Origin of the sequence: Methyloceanibacter methanicus, assembly GCF_001723285.1 — a bacterium.
In the GTDB taxonomy this organism is placed as follows: Bacteria; Pseudomonadota; Alphaproteobacteria; order Rhizobiales; family Methyloligellaceae; genus Methyloceanibacter; species Methyloceanibacter methanicus.
Window position 1 is genome coordinate 141,940 of record NZ_LPWG01000010.1, and the last position, 26,966, is coordinate 168,905.

General features: G+C 66.3%; 18 protein-coding genes, 3 pseudogenes and 1 riboswitch. Of the genes and pseudogenes, 7 read left to right on the forward strand and 14 right to left on the reverse strand.

Annotation, left to right across the window (positions count from 1 at the left end; translation table 11 throughout):
• Positions 1-21: 21 nt before the first annotated feature.
• The 14 genes and pseudogenes from nusA to AUC68_RS17585 form a co-directional block, all read right to left on the reverse strand.
• Positions 22-1,689, reverse strand: a complete 1,668-nt coding sequence (gene nusA / locus AUC68_RS05665; protein WP_069436734.1) for a transcription termination factor NusA — start codon at positions 1,687-1,689, stop codon at positions 22-24.
• Between the two features lie 61 nt (positions 1,690-1,750).
• Positions 1,751-2,308 (reverse strand): ribosome maturation factor RimP, encoded by a 558-nt coding sequence (gene rimP, locus AUC68_RS05670; protein WP_083240519.1) that lies wholly within the window; start codon positions 2,306-2,308, stop codon positions 1,751-1,753.
• A 296-nt stretch (positions 2,309-2,604) separates the two neighbouring features.
• Entirely contained in the window at positions 2,605-3,336 is a 732-nt protein-coding gene (gene trmB, locus AUC68_RS05675) for a tRNA (guanine(46)-N(7))-methyltransferase TrmB (protein WP_083240458.1), read from the reverse strand.
• Positions 3,337-3,453: 117 nt separating this feature from the next.
• On the reverse strand, positions 3,454-4,629 hold the full coding sequence (gene metK, locus AUC68_RS05680; protein ID WP_069436736.1) for a methionine adenosyltransferase: 1,176 nt from the start codon (positions 4,627-4,629) through the stop codon (positions 3,454-3,456).
• 124 nt (positions 4,630-4,753) lie between these two features.
• Entirely contained in the window at positions 4,754-5,170 is a 417-nt protein-coding gene (locus tag AUC68_RS05685) for a helix-turn-helix domain-containing protein (RefSeq protein WP_069436737.1), read from the reverse strand.
• Positions 5,142-6,896 carry an apolipoprotein N-acyltransferase gene (lnt, locus tag AUC68_RS05690; RefSeq protein ID WP_069436738.1) on the reverse strand — a complete coding sequence of 585 codons (1,755 nt, stop codon included), beginning with the start codon at positions 6,894-6,896 and terminating at the stop codon, positions 5,142-5,144. Before lnt ends, AUC68_RS05685 begins: the two co-directional genes overlap by 29 nt.
• Before the next feature lie 8 nt (positions 6,897-6,904).
• Positions 6,905-7,921, reverse strand: a complete 1,017-nt coding sequence (locus AUC68_RS05695; protein WP_069436739.1) for a hemolysin family protein — start codon at positions 7,919-7,921, stop codon at positions 6,905-6,907.
• Complete coding sequence (ybeY, locus tag AUC68_RS05700) at positions 7,921-8,529, reverse strand: rRNA maturation RNase YbeY (protein ID WP_069436740.1); 609 nt, start codon at positions 8,527-8,529, stop codon at positions 7,921-7,923. Before ybeY ends, AUC68_RS05695 begins: the two co-directional genes overlap by 1 nt.
• A pseudogene (locus AUC68_RS05705) lies at positions 8,526-9,559 on the reverse strand (PhoH family protein). The gene ybeY and the pseudogene AUC68_RS05705 overlap by 4 nt, the downstream one beginning before the upstream one ends.
• Positions 9,560-9,677: 118 nt before the next feature.
• On the reverse strand, positions 9,678-11,057 hold the full coding sequence (gene miaB / locus AUC68_RS05715; protein ID WP_069436743.1) for a tRNA (N6-isopentenyl adenosine(37)-C2)-methylthiotransferase MiaB: 1,380 nt from the start codon (positions 11,055-11,057) through the stop codon (positions 9,678-9,680).
• An 83-nt stretch (positions 11,058-11,140) separates the two neighbouring features.
• The gene (pbpC, locus tag AUC68_RS05720; protein WP_069436744.1) at positions 11,141-13,231 is read right to left on the reverse strand and encodes a penicillin-binding protein 1C; all 2,091 of its coding nucleotides are present in this window, start codon (positions 13,229-13,231) and stop codon (positions 11,141-11,143) included.
• Positions 13,231-18,445: pseudogene (locus AUC68_RS05725) on the reverse strand (alpha-2-macroglobulin family protein). Before AUC68_RS05725 ends, pbpC begins: the two are co-directional and overlap by 1 nt.
• A gap of 155 nt (positions 18,446-18,600) precedes the next feature.
• Positions 18,601-19,077: a type 2 periplasmic-binding domain-containing protein gene (locus tag AUC68_RS17580; RefSeq protein WP_244500435.1), complete on the reverse strand. Its 477-nt coding sequence runs from the start codon at positions 19,075-19,077 to the stop codon at positions 18,601-18,603.
• Between the two features lie 299 nt (positions 19,078-19,376).
• Positions 19,377-19,514, reverse strand: a pseudogene (locus AUC68_RS17585) (LysR family transcriptional regulator); the annotation flags it as partial.
• Positions 19,515-19,805: 291 nt separating this feature from the next.
• Here AUC68_RS17585 and AUC68_RS05740 point away from each other — a divergent pair.
• From AUC68_RS05740 to AUC68_RS05765, 7 genes are all read left to right on the forward strand, one after another.
• Complete coding sequence (locus AUC68_RS05740; RefSeq protein WP_069436747.1) at positions 19,806-21,062, forward strand: imelysin family protein; 1,257 nt, start codon at positions 19,806-19,808, stop codon at positions 21,060-21,062.
• 218 nt (positions 21,063-21,280) lie between these two features.
• Positions 21,281-21,491, forward strand: a riboswitch (cobalamin riboswitch).
• Positions 21,492-21,592: 101 nt separating this feature from the next.
• Complete coding sequence (locus AUC68_RS18110; protein ID WP_069436748.1) at positions 21,593-22,411, forward strand: carbohydrate porin; 819 nt, start codon at positions 21,593-21,595, stop codon at positions 22,409-22,411.
• Positions 22,408-22,851 (forward strand): carbohydrate porin, encoded by a 444-nt coding sequence (locus tag AUC68_RS18115; RefSeq protein ID WP_342027465.1) that lies wholly within the window; start codon positions 22,408-22,410, stop codon positions 22,849-22,851. Before AUC68_RS18110 ends, AUC68_RS18115 begins: the two co-directional genes overlap by 4 nt.
• A complete protein-coding gene (locus AUC68_RS18120; protein ID WP_083240462.1) occupies positions 22,848-22,988 on the forward strand; it encodes a carbohydrate porin in 141 nt (46 codons plus the stop codon). Before AUC68_RS18115 ends, AUC68_RS18120 begins: the two co-directional genes overlap by 4 nt.
• A 123-nt stretch (positions 22,989-23,111) precedes the next feature.
• Complete coding sequence (locus tag AUC68_RS05755; protein ID WP_069436750.1) at positions 23,112-24,569, forward strand: di-heme oxidoreductase family protein; 1,458 nt, start codon at positions 23,112-23,114, stop codon at positions 24,567-24,569.
• 22 nt (positions 24,570-24,591) lie between these two features.
• Complete coding sequence (locus tag AUC68_RS05760; protein ID WP_069436751.1) at positions 24,592-25,689, forward strand: imelysin family protein; 1,098 nt, start codon at positions 24,592-24,594, stop codon at positions 25,687-25,689.
• Between the two features lie 2 nt (positions 25,690-25,691).
• Entirely contained in the window at positions 25,692-26,789 is a 1,098-nt protein-coding gene (locus AUC68_RS05765; protein WP_069436752.1) for a DUF1513 domain-containing protein, read from the forward strand.
• Positions 26,790-26,966: the final 177 nt, after the last annotated feature.

Below are 26,966 nucleotides of genomic sequence, written 5' to 3' on the forward strand. Positions count from 1 at the left end.
CCACCTTGTGTCCTAACCGGCTCATGACGCGGGTGCGTCTTCGCCGGATGTTTCACCCTCGCCATAGGGGTTCGCCTCGGCGTCCTCGGAGGCTTCCTCCGCCTCCGCCTCGGGCTCGTCGGCGATGAGATCGGCTTCGTCGATCCAACCCGCCTTGACCCGCGCGGCCAGGATCAGGTCCTCGCATTGCGGCCGGGTCAGGCCGAAGCCGTCGAGGAAGCCGCGGTGCCGGGTCGTTTCCTTGTCCTGCCGCTCGGTCCAGCCCGCCAGATCGTCGGTGGCGCAATCGGCCAGATCCTCGACCGACTTCACGTCGTTCTCGCCGAGTGCGACGAGCATCGCCATGTTGAGACCTTCGAGCTGCAGCAGATCGTCCGAAACGCCGAGCTCCTTGCGCTTGGCGTCCAGTTCGGCCTCGAGCTTCTCGAGGTGCTCCCGCGCGCGGGCCTGAATCTCCCCGGCGGTCTCCTCGTCGAAGCCCTCGATCGAAGAAATCTCGTCGGTGTCCACAAAAGCCACTTCTTCGACCGACGAGAAGCCTTCGGAGGCCAGCAGCTGGGCGATGACCTCGTCCACGTCCAGCGCTTCCATGAACGTCGCCGACCGTTCGGCGAACTCCGCCTGGCGGCGCTCCGATTCGGAGGCTTCCGTCATGATGTCGATATCCCAGCCGGTGAGCTGAGAGGCCAAACGCACGTTCTGCCCCTTACGGCCGATGGCCAGCGAGAGTTGCTGGTCGGGCACGACCACCTCGATGCGTTCGGCGTCCTCGTCGAGCACGACCTTGACCACTTCGGCAGGCGCAAGCGCGTTCACGATGAAGGTCGCAGCGTCCGGCGACCATTGGATGATGTCGATCTTTTCGCCCTGGAGCTCGTTCACCACGGCCTGCACGCGGCTGCCCCGCATACCCACGCACGCGCCCACCGGGTCGATGGAGCTGTCCCGCGACACCACGGCGATCTTCGCGCGGCTTCCGGGATCGCGCGCCACCGACTTGATGGTGACGATGCCTTCGTAGACTTCCGGCACTTCCTGCGCGAACAGCTTGGCCATGAATTCGGGATGGGTGCGCGACAGGAAGATCTGCGGGCCGCGCTGCTCCCGCCGTACGTCGTAGACATAGGCGCGGATGCGGTCGCCATAACGGAAGTTCTCGCGCGGCAAGGTTTCGTCGCGGCGCACGACCGCTTCGGCGCGGCCCAGGTCCACGATCACATTGCCGTACTCGACGCGCTTGACGATACCGTTGACGATCTCGCCCACGCGGTCCTTGTACTCGTCGTACTGACGCTCGCGCTCGGCCTCGCGCACCTTCTGCACGATCACCTGTTTGGCGTTTTGCGCGGCGACGCGGCCGAAATCGAGCGGCGGAAGCGGCTCGGCGATGAAGTCGCCGACCTGCGCGGCCGGGTTCTTGCGCCGGGCATCGACCAGTGCGATCTGCGTGGCTTCCAGGGTGACGTCGTCAACCACTTCCAAGAGGCGGGCCAGCGAGATCTCGCCGGTCTTTGGATCGACCTCCGCCTTGATTTCGTTCTCGCTGCCGTAGCGCGACTTGGCCGCCTTCTGGATCGCGTCTTCCATGGCGGTGATGACGACTTGGCGGTCGATCGACTTTTCCCGTGCGACCGCGTCGGCGATTTGCAAGAGCTCCAGCCTGTTGGCGCTCACGCCTGCCTGAGACATTCCTTAGCCTCCAAACAAAGTTACGTTCAGCCCGGCCGGCCCGTGAGGACCGCCGGAAAAATCATTGGGCGGGCTCGCCACCCGAAAGATCGGCGCGCAGGGCCTCGAGGTCCATGGCCAGCTTCGCTTCGCCGATGAGCGAGAAGGGAAGGCCGATGATCACCGGCTCCGATTCGGCCTCCAGCTCGATCTTCAAATGCACTTCCTCGTCGACGACGTCTTCGATCCGGCCTTTGAACCGCTTCCGCCCATCGACGGCCTCTTTCAGTTCGACCTTGGCGTCGTGTCCCACCCAGGTCGCGAAATCGCTCGGGCGCACCAGCGGCCTGTCGATACCCGGCGACGAGACCTCCAGCCGGTACGTCCCGGGCATGGGGTCGTAGGCATCGAGCAACGGAGACAGGCGCCGGCTGATCGTCGCGCAATCGTCCACGTTCATCTCGCCGGTCGGCCGTTCGGCCATGATCTGCACCGTGCCGCCGTCGCGGCCCGAAATCTTCACCCGCACCAGACGGAAGCCAAGCTCGTCCAGGACCGGCTCGGCAAGGTCCGCAACCGCGCGCTCCGGTCCGGTTTCCCGGACAAAGCGGCGATCGGCGTCTGCTGCAAGGCTCGACATGATGTCCGCGCTCAAAGAGCTGACCGGCCACGGGCGCATTCGTGAATAAAGCCCGAGACCGAAGCCCATAACAAAAAGGAGCGGGCCGGAGCCCACCCCTGATCAAATCAATCATGAGTTTCTGGCGCTAATATACGGGCTTTTTTCAAGGTTTCAAGCGCGCCGCGGGTCAGAAAAACAACAATTTATCAGTGGGTTCCCAATATCCGGGCAGCGACTGCCGGCCAATACGGGCAAAATCGGGGGCAAGGTCCGCGCTGAGGCAGCAACGCGAGGCGCATTCTGGCGGTCCGGCGTCAGAGGCGGCGAAAGCAAAGATAGGCCGGCTTCCGGCCCTCGCTCAGCGCCTTGCGCTCGTAGCGCGTCTCCGGCCAGTCGGCCGGGCGCCGGCGCCAGTCGTCGGCGCGGTTCGCGGTCCATGCGAAGGCCGCATCGTTGCCGATCACGCGCAGCGCCTCGCGCGCATAGTCCATGTCGTCGCTGGCAAAGCGCAGTTCGCCGCCGCTTCGTAGAACGCGCATGAGCGAACGCACGAGTTGCGGCGTGATCAGGCGGCGCTTGGCCTGCCGCTTCTTGGGCCAGGGATCGGGAAAGAGAATAAACACGCGCGCAATCGAGCCCGCGGGCAGCCAGGCGATCAGGTCGCGCGCATCGCCGTCATGGATGCGGATCGTCTCGATCCCGTGGTCGTCGATGCCCCCGAGCAGACTCGCAACGCCGTTGAGGAACGGCTCGCAGCCGATCAGGGCCGATTTCGGGGTTCGCGCGCGCTGCCACAGGAGATGCTCGCCGCCGCCGAAGCCGATTTCCAGCCAGACCTCTTGCAAGGGGCAGGCGAACAACGTCCGCAGGTCGTCCGGCGCCGGCCGCGAAAGGTCGGGCCGGAGCCGCGGCAGCAGGTCGGCGACAAGGCCCGCTTTCCGGGCGGTCAACCGCTTTCCCTTGCGCCGTCCATAGGACCGGAGCGGGCGCGCCTTGGAGCCGTCACGGGATCCGTCTTGGGGGCCGTCACGTGGTTCGGTCGTCATGGCGGGCTGCGTGCCAAGCTTGGGTAGGCCTGTCTACCCCAAAACGCACGTCAAAATGCACCATGGCCGGGACGCAAGCCCGGCCATGGTCTCGATGCCTTGCGCGGCTTCGAGGGCTTAGCTGACGGCGCCGCGGATCGCGTCGGCCAGGTCCACGCGCTCCCAGGAGAAGCCGCCGTCGTTCTCGGGCGTCCGTCCGAAATGGCCGTAGGCGGCCGTGCGCTCGTAGATCGGGCGGCTGAGCCCCAGATGCTCGCGGATGCCACGCGGGCTCAAATCCATCACCTGGCGCAAGGCGTCCTCGAGCTTGTCCTCGGAGACCTTCCCGGTTCCGTGCAGGTCGGCGTAGATCGACAGAGGCTGCGAGACGCCGATCGCATAGGACACCTGCAAGGTGCACTTGTCGGCGAGCCCCGCGGCAACGACGTTCTTGGCGAGGTAGCGTGAGGCATAGGCCGCCGAGCGGTCGACCTTGGTCGGGTCCTTGCCCGAGAACGCGCCGCCGCCATGGGGCGCCGCGCCCCCATACGTATCGACGATGATCTTGCGGCCGGTGAGCCCGGCATCGCCGTCGGGGCCGCCGATGACGAACCGGCCCGTGGGGTTCACGTAGAACTTCGTCTTGGCGTCGACCCAGCCCGTGGGCAGAACCTCGTCCACGATGCCCCGGACGATCTCCTCGACCTGCGCGGAGGTTGCCTGTTCGTCATGCTGGGTCGAGACCACCACGGAGTCGGTCCGGACCGGCATGCCGTTCTCATAGACCAACGTCACCTGGCTCTTGGCGTCGGGGCCGAGCTCCGGCGTGCGGCCGGCGTGACGGGCCTTCGCCATCTCATGCAGGATGCGATGGGCGTAGAAGATCGGCGCGGGCATGAGCGCGTCCGTTTCGCGGCAGGCATAGCCGAACATGATGCCCTGGTCGCCGGCGCCTTCGTCCTTGTCCTTCTCCGCGTCGGCATCAACGCCCATGGCGATATCGGCGGACTGTTCGTGGAGATAGTTGTCGAACTGGGCCAACTCCCAATGGAAGCCCTTCTGCTCGTAACCGATCTCCCGGACGGCGCGCCGCGCCACGGCTTCGATGGCGTCGCGGGTCACGCTCTCAGGGCCGCGAACCTCGCCGGCGAGGACGATGTGATTGGTGGTGACGAGCGTCTCGCACGCGACACGTGCGAAAGGGTCGGCGGCAAGATAGAGATCCACGACGGCATCGGAAATGCGGTCGCAAACCTTATCCGGATGGCCTTCCGATACGGATTCACTCGTAAAAAGGTAGTTTCCTCGTGACACGTGCGCTTCCCTTCGTATGAAACTCTTAGCCCCCGGGCTAACGTGAGGAGCCGGTTCTGACAACGGCGCGCACGCAGGTCAACCCCCTTTGCGTGCGTTCGGCTCAGGGAAACAACTTCGGAAGCTATTTGGTCTTTTTCGTCTCGCTCAGAGCGCGGACGAGATCGACGACGCTCTTGCGTACCGTCGCGTCGGCGATCTTGGTGAAGCTGCGATTGAGCTCAAGCCCTTCGCGCGTATTCAGAAATTCCAGGATGAAGGCCTCGGACTCGGGCTCGGCCATCCCGGGCGTCGGCGTCGGCTCGTCGAGGACGGGCGCTTCCTCGAAGAAGAAGCCCACGGGCACATCGAGGATCTTGGAAATATGGTACAGGCGGCTGGCACCAATGCGATTGGCGCCTTTTTCGTATTTCTGCACCTGCTGGAACGTCAGCCCCATGCTGTTGCCCAGGCGTTCCTGGCTCATGCCGAGCAGCATGCGCCGAAGACGGACCCGGCTACCGACGTGAACGTCAATTGGGTTGGGTTTCTTCCCTGCCATTATCTTTCTCAAAGGGGGCCGTAATAAAGGAGCGCCGGGAAGACATCGTGCCAAGTTTCCCAGCGCCATCAAATTCATAGGTTGACCGAGGTTGGCCCGTCAAGTTCGGAGACCCGATCCGCTTGCGGCAAACCAGCCATCCTAAAACGGCCGTTCCGAGGGCCAGAAGCGTCATCCACGGCCCCCACAGAGCATAGGGGGTTATGGGCCCCGCCACGGGCAGTTCCGCGTCGACGGTGTCTTGGATGCCGAGCTCGACTTCGGCAAGGATGCGGCCCAGAGGGTCCACCACAGCGGAGATGCCCGTGTTGGCCACGCGAATCAGCGGCAGCCCGAGTTCCACCGCGCGGACGCGGGCCTGGTGGAAATGTTGATACGGGCCCGCGCTCGATCCGAACCAGGCATCGTTGGTGACGTTGAGCATCCAGCCCGGCCGCGCATCGGCGCTTCGCAGCCCCGGCGGGGGCCTCACTTCCTCGGGAAAGATGATCTCGTAGCAGATCAACGGCAGAGCCGGCGGCGCGCCGGGAACGTCCAGGAGGCGCGGGCCGGCTCCTTCGGTGAAGCCGCCGCGCACGCCCGTCATCTGCATGACGCCGAGGCTTTCGAGGACCTCCTGGTACGGAAGGAATTCCCCGAACGGCACGAGGTGGATCTTGTCATAGACGGAAACGACCTGGCCTTCGCTGTTGACCGTCATGAGGCTGTTGTACGCATGCCGGTCGAGGAGGATGCCGTGTGCGTTGCGCCGCTCGGTCCACCGCGCGCTCCCCACCAGCAGCACCGTGTTCGCCGGCAGCGCCGCACCGATCGCGGCGAGTGCATCGGGGGACGTATCGAGCGGGAACGGCAGGGCGGTTTCCGGCCAGACGACGATATCGATCGCCTCGAGTCCCGGCCGCCGCGTCATGTCCAAATAGGTCTCGAAGATCCCCGTCGCGTTCTCGGGACGCCATTTCTCGGCCTGGTCGATATTGGCTTGGACGAGACGGACGCGTAAGGGAGCGGGCGCCTCGCGCGTGCCTGCAAGGCGCATTTCGCCCCAGACGTAGGACGTCCCCAGCAGCACAAACAGGAGGCCAGCAGCAAGAAGAGCGCCCCGGCTCCGCGCCCCGCCGCCGTTCCAGATCGCGGCCGGAGCGGCGAAGAGCGCAACCGCAAAGACCGTCACCGCGTAGACACCAAACAGCGCTGCGAGCTGCATCAGGGGCGCGTTGGCCAGAAGCCCGTAGCCGATCAGGTTCCACGGCAGTCCGGTGAGGACGTGCCCGCGTGCAAACTCCGAAAGGCCCAGCCCGAGCGCCAAGGCAAAGATGCGCGCCGGGCCCGGATGCCAAACGGCCATGGCGAGGACACAGCCCGCCACGAAGAACAAGGCCATGCCGCCGGGCAGGACCGTCATGACCAGCGGGATCAGCCAGCCGTGGCGCCAGGGCTCGACAAGGAAGGCCTCTGCGACCCAGTAGAGCCCCGTCACGAAGAACCCGAAGCCGAACCAAAAGCCGGTCAGAGCCGCGCAGGAAAGGCGCGCGGGGCGCGTTGCGCGGGCGCGAAAGCAGCCGTCGAGGAGCCAGACGAGGCCGCCAAGGCTAACGAAGAGCACGGGCCAGATATGGAACGGGGCAAAGGCCAGCACCGAGACGGCGCCAAGGAACACGCCGGCCGCGGCGCGTTTGGCGCCCGTGAGACCGGCGGTCCACGCCGCGAGCGATGCGGGGCCCGCCATCGCGCGCCTCAAGACGCTTTTCGCGTCGAACTGCTCTTGCCGGTGGTCTTGCCGCTGGTCTTGCCGCTGCTCTTGCCGCCGGCCCCCGCGTGCTCTTTCGGCAGATGGATCCGCAGGCGCTTGATCCGGCGCGGATCGGCGTCCAGCACCTCGAACTCAATGCCGCTGGGGTGCCCCACGAGTTCGCCACGGGCCGGAATCCGCCCCGCGAGCGCATAGACCACACCGCCAAGGGTATCGATGTCTTCTTCCTGCTCCTCGGTTACGAGGTCGACCCCGAGATAATCCTCCAGCTCTTCGATGGGGAGCCGGGCATCGGCGACGAGTCCAAGCACCGAGTCCTTCTCCAGCATGGGCTCGTCCTCGACGTCGTGTTCGTCGGCGATGTCGCCCACGATCTCCTCCACCAGATCTTCGATCGAGACGAGGCCGTCCGTGCCGCCATATTCATCGACCACGAGCGCCAGATGAAGCTGCGCGGTCTGCATCTTGAGCAGAAGGTCGAGCACCGACATGGACGGCGGCACGTAGATCAGTTCGCGCGCGATCGCGATCGAGCCGGCCGAGCGCGCGAGGTCGACCTTGCCGAGGTCGATGCCGCTCTCGTCGCCGCCGTTCGCTTCCTCCGTGATCCACGACATGAGATCGCGGATGTGAATCATGCCGCGCGGGTCGTCCAACGTTTCCCGATACACCGGAACGCGGCTGTGTTCGGACTTGCGGAACACGCGCAAGAGGTCCTCGATGCTCACGCTGTCGTCCACGGCGACGATGTCCGCGCGCGGGACCATGACGTCTTCCACGGTCAACGTGCCGAAGCGCAGGATACGCCGCATCATGCTGCGTTCCTGCGGGTCCAGCGCGTCGCTCTTGCTCGTGAGCAGCGCGCTTTCGATCAACGTGCGCAAGTCGGGTTCGTCACTCAGCCCGAAGGTCTGCAGCAGCCGATCGAACCATGTAGACTCGTCTTCGGCGGCTCGTGCCGATTCGATTTCGGTTTCGCGCTCTGGCGCGGGGTTGCTCATTATACGATCTCCGCGAGGCCCGCTTTTCCGTCCGTTCCGCGATCTGCGGCGGGATCGTCGTCATCCGCGTAAGGATCGGAAATACCCAAAGAGGCCAGGGCCTGCCGTTCCAAGCCTTCCATCTGCTCGGCCTCCGCGTCGTCGAGATGGTCGAATCCGAGCAAGTGCAGCGTTCCGTGTACCACCAAATGCGAAACGTGGTCGGGGAGCGTGATGGCCTTCTCGGCCGCTTCCGCTTCCGTCGTCTCGAACGCGATCACGACATCGCCGAGCGGCACACACCCGCCATGGACGGCGTTCTCGGCGCCCTCAGCGCCGTGGGGAATGTCGCCCGCCGGAAACGAAAGAACGTTGGTCGGCTGGTCCTTGCCTCGCCAAGTGCGGTTGAGCTGGCCAATCTCCGCGTCGTCCGTCAGCACGATGGTCAGCTCGTAGCGCGCATCCTTGAGCGGCGGTGCCACGGCAAGTGCGGCATGGGCCGCAAGCTCCACCATGGCATCGCCGATGCCGCGTTCGGCCCACGCGCCGTCATGGCGCACGACGTCAATGTCCAGCGCCGTGCCGGCAGGAACGTTCCCGGGACTCGGTCTAGGGCCGTCGTCGCTCATGCGTCTTCCCCGGCGCCGGGAGCATCGGTCGTTCGCTCCGCAAGGGGAGGCTCCACAAGGGGAGGATCCCTTTGGGGCTTTGCATCCGTGCGATTGGAGAGGCCGGCGGCATCGTAGGCCTCGACAATGCGGCCGACCAGTTCACGGCGCACCACATCGGTGTTGGCGAAGGCGATATGGCCGATCTCGTCGATGCCGCGCAGAATCTCGATCGCTTGGAACAGTCCGGAATCCTGGCCCTTGGGAAGGTCCACCTGGGTCGGATCGCCGGTCACGATCATCTTGCTGCCGTCGCCGAGCCGCGTGAGAAACATCTTCAGTTGAACCGCCGTGCAGTTTTGCGCTTCGTCGAGAATGACCATGGCGTTGGACAGCGTTCGTCCGCGCATGAACGCGAGCGGTGCGATTTCGATCATGCCCGTCTCAAGCCCGCGTTCGACCCGTTCGGAGCCAAGCGTGTCGTACAGGGCATCATAAAGCGGGCGCAAATAAGGATCGACCTTCTCCCGCATGTCGCCGGGCAGGAAGCCCAGGCGCTCGCCGGCTTCAACCGCGGGCCGCGACAGGATCAGGCGGTCGCAAAGGCCGCTCTCGAGCGCCGCCGCGGCGAAGGCCACGGCGAGATAGGTCTTGCCCGTGCCGGCGGGTCCCGTGGCGAAGACGAGATCGTTGGTGTGGAGGCTCTCGAGATAGGCGCTTTGCGCGGGCGTGCGCGCGGTGATGACACGCTTGCGGGTCTTGATCTGCTGCGCCTTGATCTGCGGCCCGTCGGGTCCGCGCACGCCGCTCTCGGCCACGTTGGCAGCGGCGGCGTGACGAACCGCGCCCGCCACGTCGCCAGCGCCGATGGTCTCGCCTTGGGCCAGCCGGTCGTAGAGATGTTCCAGGATGGCCTTGGCGGCGCCGCAGCCTCGGCCGTCCCGCGCAGGGCGACCGCGTTGCCGTTGACCACGGCCTCGATCCCGAGCCGCTCCTCGAGAACGGCCAAGTTTTCGTCGTAATGGCCAAGGAGGTCGCGCACGAGGGCCATATCGTCAAAATAGACGACCAGGGGCTCATCCCCGCCGTTTGCTTGCGCCGTATCCAGGCGCTTTGCCGTTGCTACTCGCCCGCGCGTCAAAAGTGCTTTCCGAAGACTGCGTTGCAACTCAAACGGCTGCTCGAATCGGTGCGCGCCATTCAAATCCCGCGTTCATGACACCGGTAAGACTGTTCGGCCCTGCGGCCGAGATGTCAACCTCGGCGATGCGACCTATCAACGTTTCCGGTCCTTCCACATAGACAGCCTGAAGGTAGGGAGAACGCCCGGCGACCTGCCCCGGTTTCCGCCCTTTGCCCTCGAAAAGCACCGGAATGCGGCGGCCGACTGTCGCACGGTCGAAGCAGCGCCGGCTCTCCTCGAGCTGTGCTTGAAGAACAGCGAGCCGTTCCTTCTTGAGGGCCTCCGGGACCTGATCGTCCAACGCGGCGCCGGGCGTGCCGGGCCGCGCGCTGTATTTGAAGGAAAACGCCTGGGCGAAGCCCACACGCTTGGCGACGTCCAGCGTGGCCTCGAAATCGGCATCGGTCTCGCCCGGAAAGCCGACGATGATGTCCGTCGAGAGCGCGATGTCCGGGCGGGCCGCGCGGATCCGTTCGATCAGGCGCTCATACTCTTCGGCCGTGTGCTTGCGGTTCATGGCGGCCAGGATGCGGTCCGAGCCCGCCTGATAGGGCAGGTGGAGATAGGGCATCAGCTTTTCCTCGTCCCCGAACAGGGCGATGAGGTCGTCGTCCATGTCGCGCGGATGGCTGGTGGTGAAGCGCATGCGGGCGATGTCGGGAATCGCGGCGAGCCGCTGGAGGAGGCGGGCCAGCGACCATGTGGCGCCGTCCTCGCCGTCGCCGTGATAGGCGTTGACGTTCTGGCCCAGCAGCGTCACCTCGCGCACGCCGCTTGCCGCCAGCCGTTCCACCTCGGCGACGATCTCCGAAACGGGCCGCGAATATTCGGCGCCGCGCGTATACGGCACGACGCAGAAGGTGCAGAACTTGTCGCAGCCCTCCTGCACCGTCACGAAGGCGGAGACTTGGCGCTTGCCGGTCGCACGCTTGGGCAGCGCGGCGAACTTGTCGTCGGCCGGGAACGCGGTCTCCACCGAGCGTTCCCCGGTCTCGGCTTTGGCGACGAGGTCCGCGAGCCGGTGCAGGCTTTGCGGGCCGACGACGATGTCGACCACGGGCGCGCGGGCGATGATCTCCTCACCCTCGGCCTGCGCCACGCATCCGGCCACCGCGACCATGGTGCCGCGCCCTTGTGCCTTACGAGCTTGCTTGTTCAGGCGCACACGGCCGAGCTCCGAATAGACTTTCTCGGCGGCCTTCTCGCGGATGTGGCAGGTGTTGAGGATCACGAGATCCGCATCGTCCATCGCCTCGGTCGTCTCGTAACCGGCAGGCGCGAGCGCTTCGGCCATGCGCTCGGAATCGTACGCATTCATCTGGCAGCCGAAGGTCTTGATGTGGAGCTTTTTGCGGCTCTGGGTCATGCGCTGTTGTGCGCAAGCCCCCCAATTTCGTCAAGGGGTTCGGGGCGCCAAGCGTGAACGGGGTCCCAAGCGCGAACCCAGGCTCAGGGCTGGAGCCGGACGGTGACACTGTCCGCCGCGCCGAGCGCGTCGGTCACGGTGAGTTGCACGAAGCCCGGGCCTTGCGGAGAGAAGAACACCGTTCCGGCGCCCCGCACCGATTGCAGCGGCATGCCATCGACCAGGACGTTGAGCGGCGCGGTGCCGCCGGCGACCTTGATGGCAATGGGATCGATCTCCGCCCCGCCCGACTGAAGCGCGAGTGCGGCTCCGTTGGGCGGAAACACGATGCGCAAATCGGTCGCGCGTGCCGCCCTCGCCGCATGGCCTCCGCCAAAGCGGCGGAGCGGCGGCGGCAGTTGGGCGGTCCGCGCGGTCAGGACGCCTTCGGGCGCGGGGCGAAGGGGCCTCGGCTGTTCCGTCAACCGCGCGAACACGTCGAACAGGATCGGCGCCGCGGCGGTGCGGCCCAAGAGGCCCGGAACGGGCGCGCCGTCCGGGCGTCCCGTCCAGATCCCGACCGTGTATCGCCCGTCGAAGCCCACCGCCCAGGCATCGCGATAGCCGTAGCTCGTTCCCGTCTTGAAGGCGATCCGGCCGCCGAGCGCGTTGGGCGGGGGCGGGGCATCGCGCAGGATGTCGCCCACGTACCAGGCCGCGACCGGTTCCATCAGGCGCCGCGCGGGCCATCTTGGATCGGCCTCCCGCTCGTAGAGCGGCGCGACCGTCCCCTGCCGCGCAAGGCCCGCATAGAGCGCCGTGATATCGGTGAGGGTCACGCCGATGCCGCCGAGCCCGAGCGCAAGCCCCGCGGTCTCGTGCGCGGGCAGTTTGAGCCTCGCGCCCGCTTCGCCGAGACGTGCCAGAAGGCGGCTGGGGCCGACCGCGTCGAGCAGCGAAACGGCCGGCACGTTGAGCGAGAGTTGCAGCGCGCGGCGCACCGTGACGGTCCCCTGGAAGGTCTGGTCGAAATTCTCCGGCGCGTAGTCGCCGAACCGGATGGGCCGGTCCTCGATCAGGGATTGCGGATGGACCAGCCCGTCTTCGAAGCCGAGCCCATAGATGAACGGCTTCAAGGTCGAGCCGGGAGAACGCACGGCCCGGGTCAGATCCACTTGGCCCGCGCGATCCGCATCGAAATAGTCGGGCGTGCCAACGCGCGCGAGAATCCGCCCGCTCTCGTGCTCCACCACCACAATCGCCACGGACATCGCATCGCCGAGCGCCAATGCACGGTCGCGGGCCAGCCGCTCGAGCCGGCGCTGGAGCCGTGCCCGGATCGTCAGCTTAATGATCGATTCATCGGCGAACGCCGCCTTGGCGTCGTCGGCGGCGTGCGGGGCCCCGAGCGGCATCGGCTTGCGCGCGGTGGGCACCGGCTCGGCCTTGGCCGCCTCGAGTTCGTCTGCGCTGAAGATCCCATCGCCCGAGATGCGATCGAGGACGCGGTTTCGCGCCGCGCGGGCCCGTTCCGGATGGCGATCCGGCCGGCGATATTCGGGCGATTGCGGCAAGGCGACGAGAAGCGCCGTCTCGCCCAGGGTGAGCCGCCGCGGTTCCTTGCCGAAATAGGCGAAGGAGGCTGCGCGGATGCCTTCCAGGTTTCCGCCATAAGGCGCGAGCGTGAGATAGAGCGCGAGAATCTCCTTCTTGCTCAGGGCCCGCTCGAGCTGCACTGCCCGCACCATCTGCCGGTATTTCGCGTAGAGCGAGCGCTTGCGGCGCGGCTCCAGGAGGCGCGCGACCTGCATGGAGATCGTCGAGCCGCCCGAGACGATCTCGCCCCGGGTCAGGAGCTGATACGCGGCCCGCACCATGGCGAGCGGGTCGACGCCGGAATGGTCGTAGAAGCGCTTGTCCTCATAGGCGAGCAGGGCTTCGAGGAAGCGCGGGTCCACATCGCTCCGCGAGGCGGGCAAGCGCCAGCGCCCGTCCGGCGCGAGATAGGCCCGCAGGAGTTCGCCGTCGCTGCCGATCACCGTCTTGGAATAGGTGAGATTCTTGCCGAGCGGCGGCGGACCGAACGTGTCGGCGAGCCCAACAAGGGCGCCCGCGGCGATGGCAGCGCACCACATCGCCGCGACCGCCGCATAGGTCAGACGGCGCCCCACCTTCTGTCGCGGCTGCTCCACCATCAGCGCGCCGACACCGTGACCGCGCCAGTCCCCGTCCGCCCGAAGCGGTCGGGCCGGTACATGTCTTCGACCCGCGCCTGCGGAAGCACGTAAGTGCCGGGCGAGACCGCGCGCACGATATAGGCGACGCGATAGACCACGGGGCTTTTGGCGTTGCGGTCGAAGGCGGCCACGAAGCGGTCGTCGCGGAACGCGGTGTGGACCGGCCGCGCCGCGTTGGTGATCCAGGGCAGGCCGCCCGTGTCTGCCGACGAGACCAGCTTCGGATTGTCGATCTCGAACCCGGCCGGCACGTAATCGGTCAGCGCCACCCGTGCGAATTGGGGCTGCGCTTCCGTGACGCTCAGCACCACCACGTAGCGCTCGTTTTGCTTGGCGTTGGCAATGTCGACGGTTTGGCCGTCGAGCGTGTGGAACGTCCGCTCCAGGACGAAGCCGCTCTCGGCCGCAGGTTCCGGCGAGGTCGGCGCGCCGGAGACGGAGATCACCGCATCGACGGGCACGTCGCCGCGATTGGTCACCGAGACGGGGGCGATGCCCAGGTCCTCCTCGCCGAATTGCCGGTAGAGCGGGCCGCTCTGCGGCACCGGTGCGGCGCTTCCCGTCGCGACTTCGAGGTCGACCCCCTGACTGCCGAGCGCACGCGCGGCGAGGATCAGCCAGGCATCTTCCTGCGTCGACGTGTAGGTCACCCGATCGCGCGCCACGCCGATCTGCTGCGTCGCGCTGACGAGGATCGGCTCCGCCGCCTTGCCCTCCGCCGCAAGCGTCACCACCGTCGCGGCGTCGCGCAGACGCGATCCGAAGTCGACGCGGCCGGTCTTCGTGACCGTCTCGTTCGGAAGCGCGTTGGCGGCAACGCGGAATGCCTTCTCCGCGCGCACCCGGTCGCCGAGCATCGCCAGCGCCGCGCCGATCTCGGCCTGTGCGGCCGGCGAGCCGAGCGCGCCCATCTTGACGTCGGCCACGTAGCGCAGATCGCCGACCGGCGCGGCCCCGTTCCGTGCCAGGACGTAGAGCGCGTAGGACAACGCGAGGCCGCCGTCATTCGAGACATCCGGCGCCGTGCTCACATAGTTCCGCAAGCGGTTCACGGCGAGCTTGAAGCGCTCCTCGGGGACCGCGTGGCCTTGGGCACGGGCGCGCGTCAGGAAGTCAGTGACATAGGAATCAAGCCATGCATCGCCGCCGCCCGGCGACCACAGGCCGAAGCCGCCTTCATAGCCCTGCCGGGCGAGAACGGTTTCAATGGCCGTGTCGATGCGCTTGCCGATATCGGCAGGTTTCGCAGGTTCCGCCTCAAGCTCGCTGAGATAGAGGAGCGGGAGCGCGCGGCTGACGATCTGTTCCGTGCAGCCCAGCGGATAGCGGTCGAGGGCCGCCAGCCGGCCTGTCACGTCGAGCGCTGCGGTCGGCGTGACCGAAAGCGCAAGACCGCCCGTTCCGGGAACGAGATCGGCGAACACGTCGTTCGTGAGCTTGAGGCTCTGGCCCGGCGCAAGGGGCGTCACCGTGCGGCGCGCCAGGATCTGCGCGGCCGGCTTCACCGCGATCGTATAGCGCCGCGCGACTTCGAAACTCTCCGGCCCCGTTACCGTGACGTCGACGCGCGCTCGCCCACGCCCTGTGCCGCGATCGGGAACGCCGCCGCGTTGCGCGTCTTGGCATCGATCCCCAGAACGCGCTCCGTTTCCGGCAAGGCGATCGGGCCCGTCGCGGCCAGCGCGATTGTGTAGTCCCCGCTCGCGCCTTCCACATTGTCGAGGTCGAGGCGGAGCGTCGAGCGATCGCCCATGGCCAAGAAGCGGGGCAGCGTGGTCGTGACCACGACGGGATCGCGCACGACGACGTCGCCCGTGCCGTGTCCCACTTGCGTCTTGTTCCAGGCGACCGCCATCACCCGTGCGGTGCCCGTGAAGGCAGGGACGTCAAATTCGATTTCCGCGGCGCCGTCCTCGTCCACTGTAACGATGCCGGAATAAAGCGCGAGCGGCGGCCCCGAAGGCGGGCTCCCCTGGAGCGTTCCGGCGCTGGCGTCGCCACCGGTCCGGATCTGTCCGCGCGCGCCCTGCATGCCGTCGATCAGTTGGCCATAAAGGTCGCGCACCTCGGCTGCGAGCTTGCGCTGACCGAGATAGAACGCGTCCGGGTCCGGCGGCTCGTAGCCGGTGAGATTGAGAATGCCCACATCGACCGCGGAGACCACAAGCTGCGCCTGCTCGCCCGGCGCGAGATTGGCCAGCTTCACCGGAACGCGCAGCTTGGTGTTGGGCCGGATCAGGGCGGGCACGTCCATCGCGACTTCAATCGTGTTCTGCGCCTTGTCGATGCTGAACCATTGCGCGCCGATGGCCCGGCCGGGCATGCGCTTGGCTTCGGCGTCGAGCGGGCGCCGCAGCGTGGCGAGCACATAGCGCCGGTGCCCCACCCCGTGCCCACGGTCAGCGGGATGCTCGTCAGGCCGGGTTCGACGGGGGTCGTGGTCTGCGTCAGCAGCCTGTCGCCGATCACCGAGAGGGTCACCGTGCCGGCGCTCCGCGCGGTCACGGCCACGTTCATGGTGTCGCCTGCCGCGTAGCCGGGCTTGTCCAGCGCGATCTCGAGCCGGTCGGGCGTATCGGCGTCCGCCTCCCCGTACCAGCCGGAGTCGAAGCCGTAGGTGGTGACAGGCCCGAGCGGGTCGGGGCTTTCGACTTCGAGCCTGTAACGGCCCCAGGTCACCGGCACCTGGATGGATGCGGGCGCGTCCGCGTTCGCGTCGATCACGCCGTCGGCGACGCGGCGTGTGACCTTGATGGGCTCGTAGTTCCAGCTGCCATATTGCCGGTACCACTGATATTTCGACTCGATGCGCAGGAGCTGCCACTTCAGGCCCGGGCGCGCGACTTGCGCACCGTCGGGGGCGACCGTCACCACGTCGAACCGGGCGATGTCGTTGTCGCTCAGGGACGCGCCCTTGAACAACGGCTTCACGCCGATCATGTCCGCCTTGGGCGTGATCGGCAGCGTCAGATCGTGTTCGACCGCGCGGCCGCCGGGCTCGGCCAGCCGAACCACGACCTTGGCCTTCAAGGGACGCGACGACGCCGGCAAGGTCCCAAGTCCGACATCGAACGTGGCCCGGCCTTCCGCGTCCGTCTGGGGCAGGTCCGCGAGCGGCAGCGTTTCGGCCGTGAAATCGTCGCTCGCGCCTTTACTGGCGGTGCCGAACGTATAGCCCGCGTAACCGGGGCGGGCGCTCGTCGCCGTGAGGTTCACCTCGCCGTCGAGGGGGAGCCCAGACGCGGGCGCGCCATAGAGGAACCGGCCCGCAAGCGAGATCTTGGCCGGGGACGCCGGCGACAGACTCTTGGCGGCGGTCGAGATGTCGAATTCGAGCCGCTCGGGCACGTAGTCCTCGACCAGGAAACTCGTTTCGCCGATCGGCGCCGCTTTGGGATCCGAATAGACCTTGACGCGATAGGTGCCCGTCTGCGCCGACGCAATCAGCGGCAACGCGGCGGAAAGGCCGCCATCGCCCTCGTCGCGGGCGACGATGCGCCGGTATTCGATGCCGTCGGGCCGGTCCACGATGAGCGTTGCCGCAAGGTTCGGGACGGCAACGCCGGCCGCGTTGCGCAAGAGCGCGGTGATGTACGCCGTCTCGCCGGTCCGGTAGACGCCGCGTTCGGTGAAGACGAAGGCGTCGATCCCTTTCGGCGCGGCCCGGCCCGCCACGCCCCGGTCGGTCAGGTCGAAGGCGGGCGTCTTCAGGCTGAGGAAGGCATAGTCGCCGTCCGCGCCCGTGGTGACCAGGAGCGCGGGCGCAAGTCCGCCCTTCCCGCGGGCAAGGCCGGCGGCGAAGGTGACGGCGCCGTTCGCGTCGGTCTTGGCCGTGCCCAGGATCTCGTTGTTGCGGGCGATCAGCCGGACTTCGGCGGCGGCGATCGGGTCCGTGGTGGCCAGCGAGTTGACGCAGGCATGAATGCCGTCCGAACCGGAATAGGCCGTGAGACCGAAATCGGAGACGACGAACCACTGTGTCGCGCGCTCGCCGTAATCGTCGCCGGGAACGTCGGCGGGGTTCGCGGCGAGGATATAGATGCCGGGGGCCAGCCGCGGCACGGCCTCGCTGATCGGGAAGGCGGTCGTGACCTCTTTGTTGAGCTCCTTCTTGACCTGAAGCGTGCCGGCCCAAACCTCTTCGCCGCTCTCGTCGGCGATGTTCTCAAGACTGTACTTGTACAGGTTGCGCTGGAAGTCGTAGCCCGTCACGGTGCCGAGCAGGTTGCGGTCGCCGATGCGGTAGAGCGTGACGTCGAGCGCGCCCGTGTTGACCGACAGGAGCGGAATGCCCTGCTGGCCGGTGCTCGGCAAGACATACGCTTTGCCCGCGAGCCGGACCGACGGGGTGCGATCCCGCACATAGATGGTGAAGGGCGCATCCTTCACCAGGTCTTCGTGGACGGCCGAGGGCAGTCCTTCGCGCAAAGTCACGTCATAGGACTGTCCATGCGCGAGCCCGTCAACGCAGAGCTGCTTGTCGTCGAGTGACAGCGCGGGCTTGTCCTCGCCGGCAACGGACACGTAGGGCGCATAGTCCGCGCGGGCGAGTAACGGTTCGGTGAACTGGAAACAGGCCCGCGGCGAGGCGGCGTCGGAATCCACGCTGAAATCGGCGACGCGAAACCCGTATTTCTCCCGCAGTTGGGCGTAGGTCGCCGCAAGGCCCGGATCGTCATCGAGCATGGTGGCAAGCCACAATGCGTTCAGCGCGGGGCGCCATTCGCTGCCTTTCGCGAACGCGCTCGCCAAAGAGCCGAGGGCGGCAGCCTCGTCCCGCGGCGTCGTCGCGCGGCGGTAGGCGAGGTAGGCGGCCGCACGCGCATTCTGGAAGCGCGTGCTGCCATCGTCGTTTTCGTCCGGAGGAATCGCGAGCCAGATGTCCGCCAGGCGCCGCCAGGCCGTGGCGTCGTTGGGCGCCGCGGTAACGATTTGCCCGTAGAGAAACGCGGCATTGCCGAGCTGGCGCTGGCGTAATTCCTTCGCGGCCTGCTCCTTCAGCATCGGGACCGGCCGATCGATGGTGCCGGACTCGTTCTTGAGATCGGCGGCGAGGGTAATGGCCGCCTCGTCCAGCGCGTCGTCCTGATAGGTCTTGTCGGCGGCGAAAGCGGAAAAGGAAACGCAGGCAAAAAGCACGGCGGCAAGGCCGGTGCGGAACCACGCAACCATGGGTGTCCTCCAAGCGCCCGGCCCTCGGCGGCGAGCGGGCGACGGCCGCATGGTAGCGGAGCATCATGACGGAAACAAATGGGCTTCCGCGGGCGCCCTGTAGGTCCTCTGCCGGCCGGCGGGACGTGCTCGGCAAGCCGGGCCCGTCGGGTCGCCTAGACGGTGAACTCGCTGGCGATCCCGGCAAACTCGCGGCGCAGCCACTGATGGCACTCGTCCCGGTCGTAGCTCGTATGCCACAGCAGACGAACCGGGAAGGTCGCGGGTTCAAGCGGCTGTGAAATCCGGGCGAGCCCGAACTGGCGTTCCAGGATCCCGGCAAGCGAGGCGGGGAGGGTGAGCAGGGCATCGCTGTTCAGCGTGGCGAGGACGCCGACAAGCGTGGAGGACACCTGAGATGTCTGGCGCACGGGCCGGCCGGTTCGCCCCGAACCGCCCGCGAGCGCACCGACGCCGGGGAGGGAGTACACGGAGACGTGCTCGGCGGCGGCGAACGCCGCGGTGCCGGGCTCCCGCTTGAGATACGGGTGACCGGGCCGCGCCAGGGTCGCGAGCGTATCGTCGAAGAGCTTGGCCGCGCGGACGTCGGGCGCTCGGCGCTCTCGCCCGCGATGTCGATCACGAAGTGGCAACGGGCGTTCCGGAGGTCGTCGATCGTCGACTCCGCATGAGAGGGCGTCCAGTCCACCCGAACGCTCGGGGCCGCCTCGTGCAGGCGCTTGCGCAAGGGCTCGATGAGGATCAGTTCGCCCGCTTCGCTCGACGCTGCGGCAAAGCCGCGCATCGTGAGCGACGGGTCGAACGGCTTATTTGGCCGCAGCAGGCTCTCCATACCCGCCAGGATCACGTGGACCGTGGGCGCAAGCTCCAGGGCCCTGGCGGTGGGCACAAGCCGCTGTCCGGCACGCACGAAGAGTTCATCGTCGAACAATTCCCGCAATTTGGCCAAGGCATGGCTGATCGCGGAGGCGCTGCGCCCAAGCCGTTCGGCCGCCCGCGTGACGCTGGCGTCGACCAGCAGAGCGTCGAGCGTGACGAGCAGATTGGCGTCGACTTCCTTAAGATGCATAACGTTCAACTATTATCTTGAAAACTGTTCACTTCATTCATGATAGGGGGCGTCCTAGGCTTCTGGCAAGACATTCGGCCGCCCAGCCCGGGTGTCTGAAGTGTTTCCGGCCGCGCCGAAATGCTTCCTCATCTCAGCCTTGCGGCGGCCCTTGGCCCCGGCCTGTGGGCCGCCGCATCTTTGGCTTTTCACCATAGGCTGTAGCTATTAAAAATGGGCATTAAGGATAGGACGGGACCTGCGAGTCCTGACAATTTGAGAGGGAGTTCGATGTTCCGAGGACTAAAGACGATGGTTCCAGCGGCTGTCCTGGTCTGCGGGTTCGGCCTTTCGCCGGCCCTGGCCGATGGCCCCAAGGACGTCCTGAAGAATTACGCCGACATCGCGCAGGCCGGTTACGCGGATTCACTCGAGACCGCCAAGACGATGCAGCTGGCGATCAACGCATTCCTATCCAGCCCGACCGAGCCGAATTTGCGCGCGGCGCGTGCCGCGTGGATCGCCGCGCGCATGCCCTACATGCAGACCGAGGCCTACCGTTTCGGCAATCCGATTGTCGATGACTGGGAGGGCAAGGTGAATGCCTGGCCGCTCGACGAAGGTCTGATCGACTACGTGGCCGAGGTCTATGGCGACGAATCGCCCGAGAACGAGCTGTACGTGGCGGACGCATCAAGAACGTCTCGCTGTCGCTCGGCGGCAAGACGATCGACACCTCCAAGATCACCAAGGAACTGCCTTGCGGACACGTTGCAGGAAGCGGGCGGCGTCGAAGCCAACGTCGCGACGGGCTACCACGCGGTCGAGTTCCTGCTCTGGGGCCAGGACCTGAACGGCACCGATGCCGGCGCCGGGGAGCGTCCTGCCACCGACTTCGACGTGAAGAACTGTACCAATGGCAATTGCGAGCGCCGGGCCGAATATCTGAGCACCGTGACCGAGTTGCTGATCGACGATCTTCAGTGGATGTCCGACCAGTGGAAGGCGGACGGTGAAGCGCGCAAGGCCGTCATGGATGCGGGCGACGAGGGTGGCCTCACCGTCATCATGACCGGCCTCGGCAGCCTCTCTTACGGCGAACTGGCCGGTGAGCGCATCAAGCTCGGCCTGATGGTGCACGACCCCGAAGAGGAGCACGACTGCTTCTCCGACAACACCCACGCCGCGCACTTCTTCGACGCGCTTGGGATCCACAACGTCTACACGGGACGCTATCGCCGCGCCGACGGATCCGTTGTCTCCGGCCCGAGCGTGTCGGACTTGGTCAAGGCCAAGGACCCGAACGTGGACGCGGAAGTCCTGGCGACGCTCGATGCGACCATGGACGCGATGAACGCGCTGTATCTGCGCGCCCTGACCACCGAATCCTACGACCAGATGATCGGCGAAGGGAACGACGAGGGGAACAAGGTCGTCCAGGACGTCGTGGATGCTCTGCTGGCTCAGACCAAAGCCATCGAGCGGGCCGTCGCCACGCTTGATCTGAAGGCCATCGAATTCGAGGGATCGGACAGCCTCGATGCGCCGGAAAAGGTGGGCGCTGAATAGGCAGAGACAACGTGCCACTGGAATACCGGCGAGAAGACGTTATAACATATCACTTCGAAACAATACCTGTAACGACCAGGACGGCGAACGAAGCTAAAACAAAGCCTTGGGGGGCTGAGCAGATGACACAGGACAAAAGGCGTTGCGCATCTGCAACGCAAGACAGCATAGAGCGTACGGCCGCGGCAGCCTCAATTGACAAGACCTTCGCGAGACGCCAACGTGCCGGAGTCGAAGGTTCCTCGAAGACTCTGTCTGAGAGGATGAAAAGGGAACACGGTGTGTGCCGCGAAGGCGCCGAAGCCGTGGCTGCCCCCGCAACTGTGAGCGGTGAGCGCTCCGCCGAGCAAGACCACTGGGCAACCGGGAAGGTCAGGCGGAAAGCAACGACCCGCAAGCCAGGAGACCTGCCGTCGACCGTGACAGGGCTGATGCGCGAACGGGGGTGTTCGGGCATTGTCGGGACCTTCCAAAGGAACGCTCCGAAGGCGCTGACGCGATTTTTTGGTCACTCGGCTTCGGAGGGAAGAATGTCCGACACGTTCAAGTCAACGGGCGCAGTGCGCGCCCACTCGTCCTCAAATCTGGCAAGAGGTCTGCGCGCCGCCCTCATGGGCATCGCGGCGCTGGTCGCGCTTCCGGCCGCTGCGAGCGCCAATTGCGAAGTGCCGGTCGAGCGTCTCGATCCGTTCGTGGAAGCCAACGGGCGTATGGCGCTCACCGATCGCGTCACGGGCGGGACCTACGCTGCGCTGAACCAAGTCGGCATCGATGTCGGCGGCGCTTACGTGGCCGAGCCGTTCTACAATTGGGGCGGCATCGACGAGGGCGGCGAATATCAGGGCGTCCTCGAGCTCTATGTGAACGCGGACATGAAGCGGCTCGGTCTTTGGGACGGGCTTTGCTTCCACGCCAACGGCTTCCAGATTCACGGCAACTCGATCACGGGCGCCAATATCGGCGCCCTGATGCCGGTCACCAGCTTCGAGGCGAACGACGCGACGCGCCTGTTCGAGATCTGGTTCGAGCAGTTCCTGTTCAACGACACGGTCTCGGTCAAGGTCGGTCAGCTCGCGGCGGACGAAGAGTTCTTCGCGGCCGACGGCGGCGGATACTTCATCAACGGCACGTGGGGATGGGCGCCGATCGCGGCTGAAAACAATCCCGGCGGTGGCCCCGCCTACCCGCTGGCTACGCCCGGCGTGCGCGTCGCCGTGACGCCGACGGAGCAGACAAGCCTGATGATCGGTATCTACAACGCAATCCGGCGCCGGATTGCGCGGCCGACGATCCACAAGAGTGTAATCCCGACGGCCTGGATTTCGGTCTCCGGGACCATTCGCTCCTGATGGCGGAAGGCGCCTACAGCTATACGCTTGGCGGCGGAGAACTCCCCGGTACGATCAAGATCGGCGGTTGGAACCACTTCGGAGACTTCGAGCATCTCTATGTCGATGCTGGCGGGAACCCGATCGCGATTTCCGGCAATAACGGCAAGCCGCTCGACAACGATTATGCGCTCTATGTGATCCTGGACCAGCTCCTGTGGCATGCGCCGGGGACCGAAGAGGGGCAGGGCCTCGGCTTCTTCACCCGGTTTGCAGGTGCGCCGGACGATCGCAACTATGTCGATTTCTACTTCGACGTGGGCCTGACGCTTACGGGCATGATCCCCGGCCGTCCGGACGATGCGCTTGCGATCGGCTACGCCTATACGAGCATTTCCGATCGGGCGCAGGCTTTCAACGTGTCCAACGGCGATCCTGCCGGCGAGGGCTACGAAGCTTGATCGAAATCGCCTACACCATGGAAGTCGTCGACGGTTGGACGCTCCAGCCTGACTTCCAGTACATCATGAACCCCGACGGCGGCGTCGAAGCCGACAACGCCACGGTTATCGGTGCGCGCAGCACGTTCGCGTTCTAGACTGGCCGCGTGGTCCACACAGGTTCAAACGTAAGTCAAAGTCAGTCGACCCAGACAGCACCGTCAGGCCAGGCAAAAGCCTGGCTTGGCGGTGTCCTCCTTTTCGGGGCGTGCCTGCCCCTGATGGCGGGAATGGTCACGCGGGGCGGCACGGCCGGCGAGACGGCCATGCCTGAGGTCCTCGCCCCGGCGACCGACTTCTCGAGGGCCGAGCCCGGCGAGGATCTGCCCGGGGGCGACGCCACGTCCCGCCGGGCGACCGACAACGTGAACGCGTTTTCGCAGTCCTCCGGCAATATGGGGTTCCGCAAGGAACTCGACTTCAAGATCGGCAACAGCATTTTCCGGCGGCTCTGGGTCTCCGCGCCCGCGTCCACCGACGCATCGGACGGGCTTGGACCGCTGTTCAATGTGCGCGGCTGCCAGAACTGTCATCTGAAGGACGGACGCGGCCAGCCGCCGGCGGCAGCGCAGACGCCCGGCCCGGCGGGCGCGCTCCTGTTCCGCCTGTCGGTGCCGCCCAAGACCGACGCGGACAGGGCGCTGCTGGCTTCCGGCAAGGTGACGGTGCTGCCCGATCCCGTCTATGGCGGTCAATTGCAGGACATGTCGATCCAGGGGCACGAGCCCGAGGGCGCGGTCAAGATCACCTATGTAGAGAGCGACGTCTCACTCGCGGACGGCGAAACGGTATCGCTGCGCGCTCCGAGCTACGAACTGACCGGGTTGAACTACGGTCCGATCAGCCCGGACGTCATGGTGGGACCGCGCATCGCGCCGCCCATGATCGGGCTCGGCCTACTCGAGGCCGTGCCGGAAGAGCAGATTATGGCCTATGCCGACCCCGCCGATGAGGACGGCGACGGAATCTCCGGCAGGCCCAACCGGATCTGGTCGGCGCTTCACGACAAGGAAATGATCGGTCGGTTCGGCTGGAAGGCGAACGTGCCGACGATGGCCGAACAGAATGCAGCCGCCTTCTCGGGCGATATCGGCATTTCGACCACGCTGCATCCGAGCGGCGCAGGCGACTGCACCGAGAAGCAAACGAAATGCTTCAATGCGCCGTCCGGCAACTCGCCCAAATACCAGAACGTGGAGGTGGGCGATGAGCTGTTCGACCTCATGACGTTCTACACGCAGAATCTCGCGGTGCCGCGGCGCCGGACCCCGGACGCTCCGGAGATCCTGAATGGCAAGGCGCTCTTTTACGAGACCGGCTGCGCGGACTGTCATCGGCCCAAGCTCTTGACCGGCGAGGTGCCAAAGCAACCGCACCTGTCCAACCAGCTCATCTGGCCGTACACGGACATGTTGCTGCACGACATGGGCGAGGGGCTCGCCGACAACCGCCCCGACGGCCTGGCCGGCGGGCAGGAATGGCGCACGCCGCCGCTTTGGGGGATCGGCCTGACCGAGACCGTGAACGGGCACACGCAGTTTCTCCACGACGGCCGCGCCCGCAACCTCACGGAAGCCATTCTCTGGCACGGCGGCGAAGCGCAAGAGGCGCGCGACACATTCGCCGCGCTGGACAAGGAGGACCGGGAGCGCCTACTGGCGTTTGTGAACTCGCTTTAGGGCCTTCAACCCGGAACCCGCCATGATCCATCGCCTCCGTTTCACGCTGTCGCTCGGTCTCGCGCTTCTTGCGCTCGGAAGCGCCGCGACGGCGGCGAGGGCCGATGCCGATCACGCCGCCATCGCGGAGGCCGCACTCACCAAAGTCATTCGGCCGGGCTACGAGGCCTTCGCGGGCGAAGCGAAGACGCTGGCGGCCAAGACCGGCGCGCTATGCGCCGAACCGTCCGAAGCGGCGCTGACGGAAGCGCGCGCGGCCTTTGTCGATGCGGTCAAGGGATGGAGCGCCGTCGAGATCTTTCAGTTTGGCCCCGTCAACCGCGAACATCGCTACGAGCGCCTGTTCTTCTGGCCGGACCGGAAGGGACTCGGTCAGCGCCAGGTGCGGCAAGCGCTGTCCAAGCAGGACGAAACCGTGACGAGTGTCAAAACGCTCGACGGGAAGAGCGTCGCGCTTCAGGGCTTGCCGGCACTCGAATATCTTCTCTACGGCACGGGCGCGGACGAACTCTCCGAGCCGGGCGGCGCGGCCCAATTCCGATGCGCCTTCGCTGCGGCGGTCGCCGGCAATATCGCCCAGCTCGCGCAGGAGCTTGTGGCGGCCTGGGGCCCCGGCGCGCCCTTCACCAAGAGCTTTCTTCAGCCGGACCCGGACGGGGCTCTCTACCGCGCCCATCAAGACGTGACGCTCGAGCTCTTCAAGGCTTTCAGTGGTGGCATCGAGCGGGTCCGCGATCAGAAGCTCGGCCGCGTGCTCGGAGAGTCCGCCGAGCGCGCCCGTCCGCGGCTGGCCGCGTTTTGGCGCAGTGGCCAGACCTTCCAGAACATGGCCGGCAATCTTCAATCCGTGCGCAAGCTCTTTGTGGACGCCGGCTTCGCGGAAATCGTTGCGGACCAGTCCCCGGGGGTCGAGGACTCCATTCTTTTCGACCTCGACCGCAGCGCCCGCATTCTGTCCGGCGAAGAGGAGCCGATCGCCGAGGCGGTCGCGAACTCCGAGCAGCGCGACAAGCTCATGGCGCTGCGCGTTGCGCTGAAGAGCGCCAACGGCACCGCGTCGGGCATGATCGCAGAGGGCGCGGGGCTCAGTTTCGGTTTCAATGCAGGCGATGGAGATTAGCGATGCAGCTTGACAGGCGCACCGTGCTGAAGGGGCTCGGCGGATCGGCCTTTGCGCTGACGGTCCCGGCGCATATCGCGGCCGCGCCGTTGCCGGAGCGCTTCGCCGCCGCGCGCAAAGACGACTTCGGCAACTACTCGGCGGCGCTGTTCGATCTCGAACGCGGCGATATCCGCGAGGTCCTTCTGCCGGCACGCGGCCATGACGTCGCCTTGCGTCCGGGCGGGTCCGAATGGGTGGCCTTCGCGCGCCGTCCCGGCCGTTTCGGCGTGGCCGTGCCGATGGACGCGCGAGAGCCGGTCTGGTTCTCCGCGCAAGCTGGGCGGCACTTTTACGGTCATGGCGTCTTCTCCACCGACGGGCGGGTGCTCTACACCACCGAGAACGACTATGAAGGCGGACGCGGCGTCATCGGCGTGCGCGATGCAGACGCGGGCTATCGTCAGATTGGCGAGCTTCCGAGCCATGGCATCGGCCCGCACGATCTCGCGCTTCTGTCCGATGGGCGCACGATGGTCATCGCCAATGGCGGCATTCGCACCCATCCAGATCGCAGGCGCGAGGAACTGAACCTCGCGGACATGGAGCCGTCCCTCACCTACGTGGATATCCGGACCGGCGACCTTTTGGAGGCGCACGGGCTCTCGAACGATCTGCGCCGTCTGTCGATCCGGCATCTGGCCGTCGCCGCGCGGGACACGGTCGTGTTCGGATGTCAGTACCGGGGCCCCGGAGACGACCTTCCGCCGTTGATCGGGTTCCATCGGCGTGGGGAAAACCCGAGCCTCGTACCCGCGCCCGACGAAACGCAAACGACCCTCAAGAACTACATCGGGTCCGTGACGGCCGATTCCGATGGCTCCGTCGTGGGCGCCTCGGCGCCCCGGGGCGGGGTGGTCACCTATTGGGACGTGTCGGCGCGCCGGTTTCTCGGCGCCTGCGACGCGCGCGACGGCTGCGGACTCGCGCCAACCCATCAGGGTGCGACATTCTTGCTCACCAGTGGCGAGGGCTGGCTCGCATCCGGCGGTGCAGGAGGCCTCGGACCGCGCCAGGCCACGCGTTATCACTGGGACAATCACGCGATTCTGGTGCGCTAGGCGGGTAAGTCCGGCTGATACAACCGGACGCGACACCATTGGGACGGCGCCCGGCGCAACGTTCCAATTCTCACCGCATTTGTCGGGCTAAGTCGTGCGGCTCGTCCGGGGGATCAATGCAGCGCTACTCTTCTGACAACACGCGGCGGCGTCGCGCGCACTTGTGCCTGTTTCACG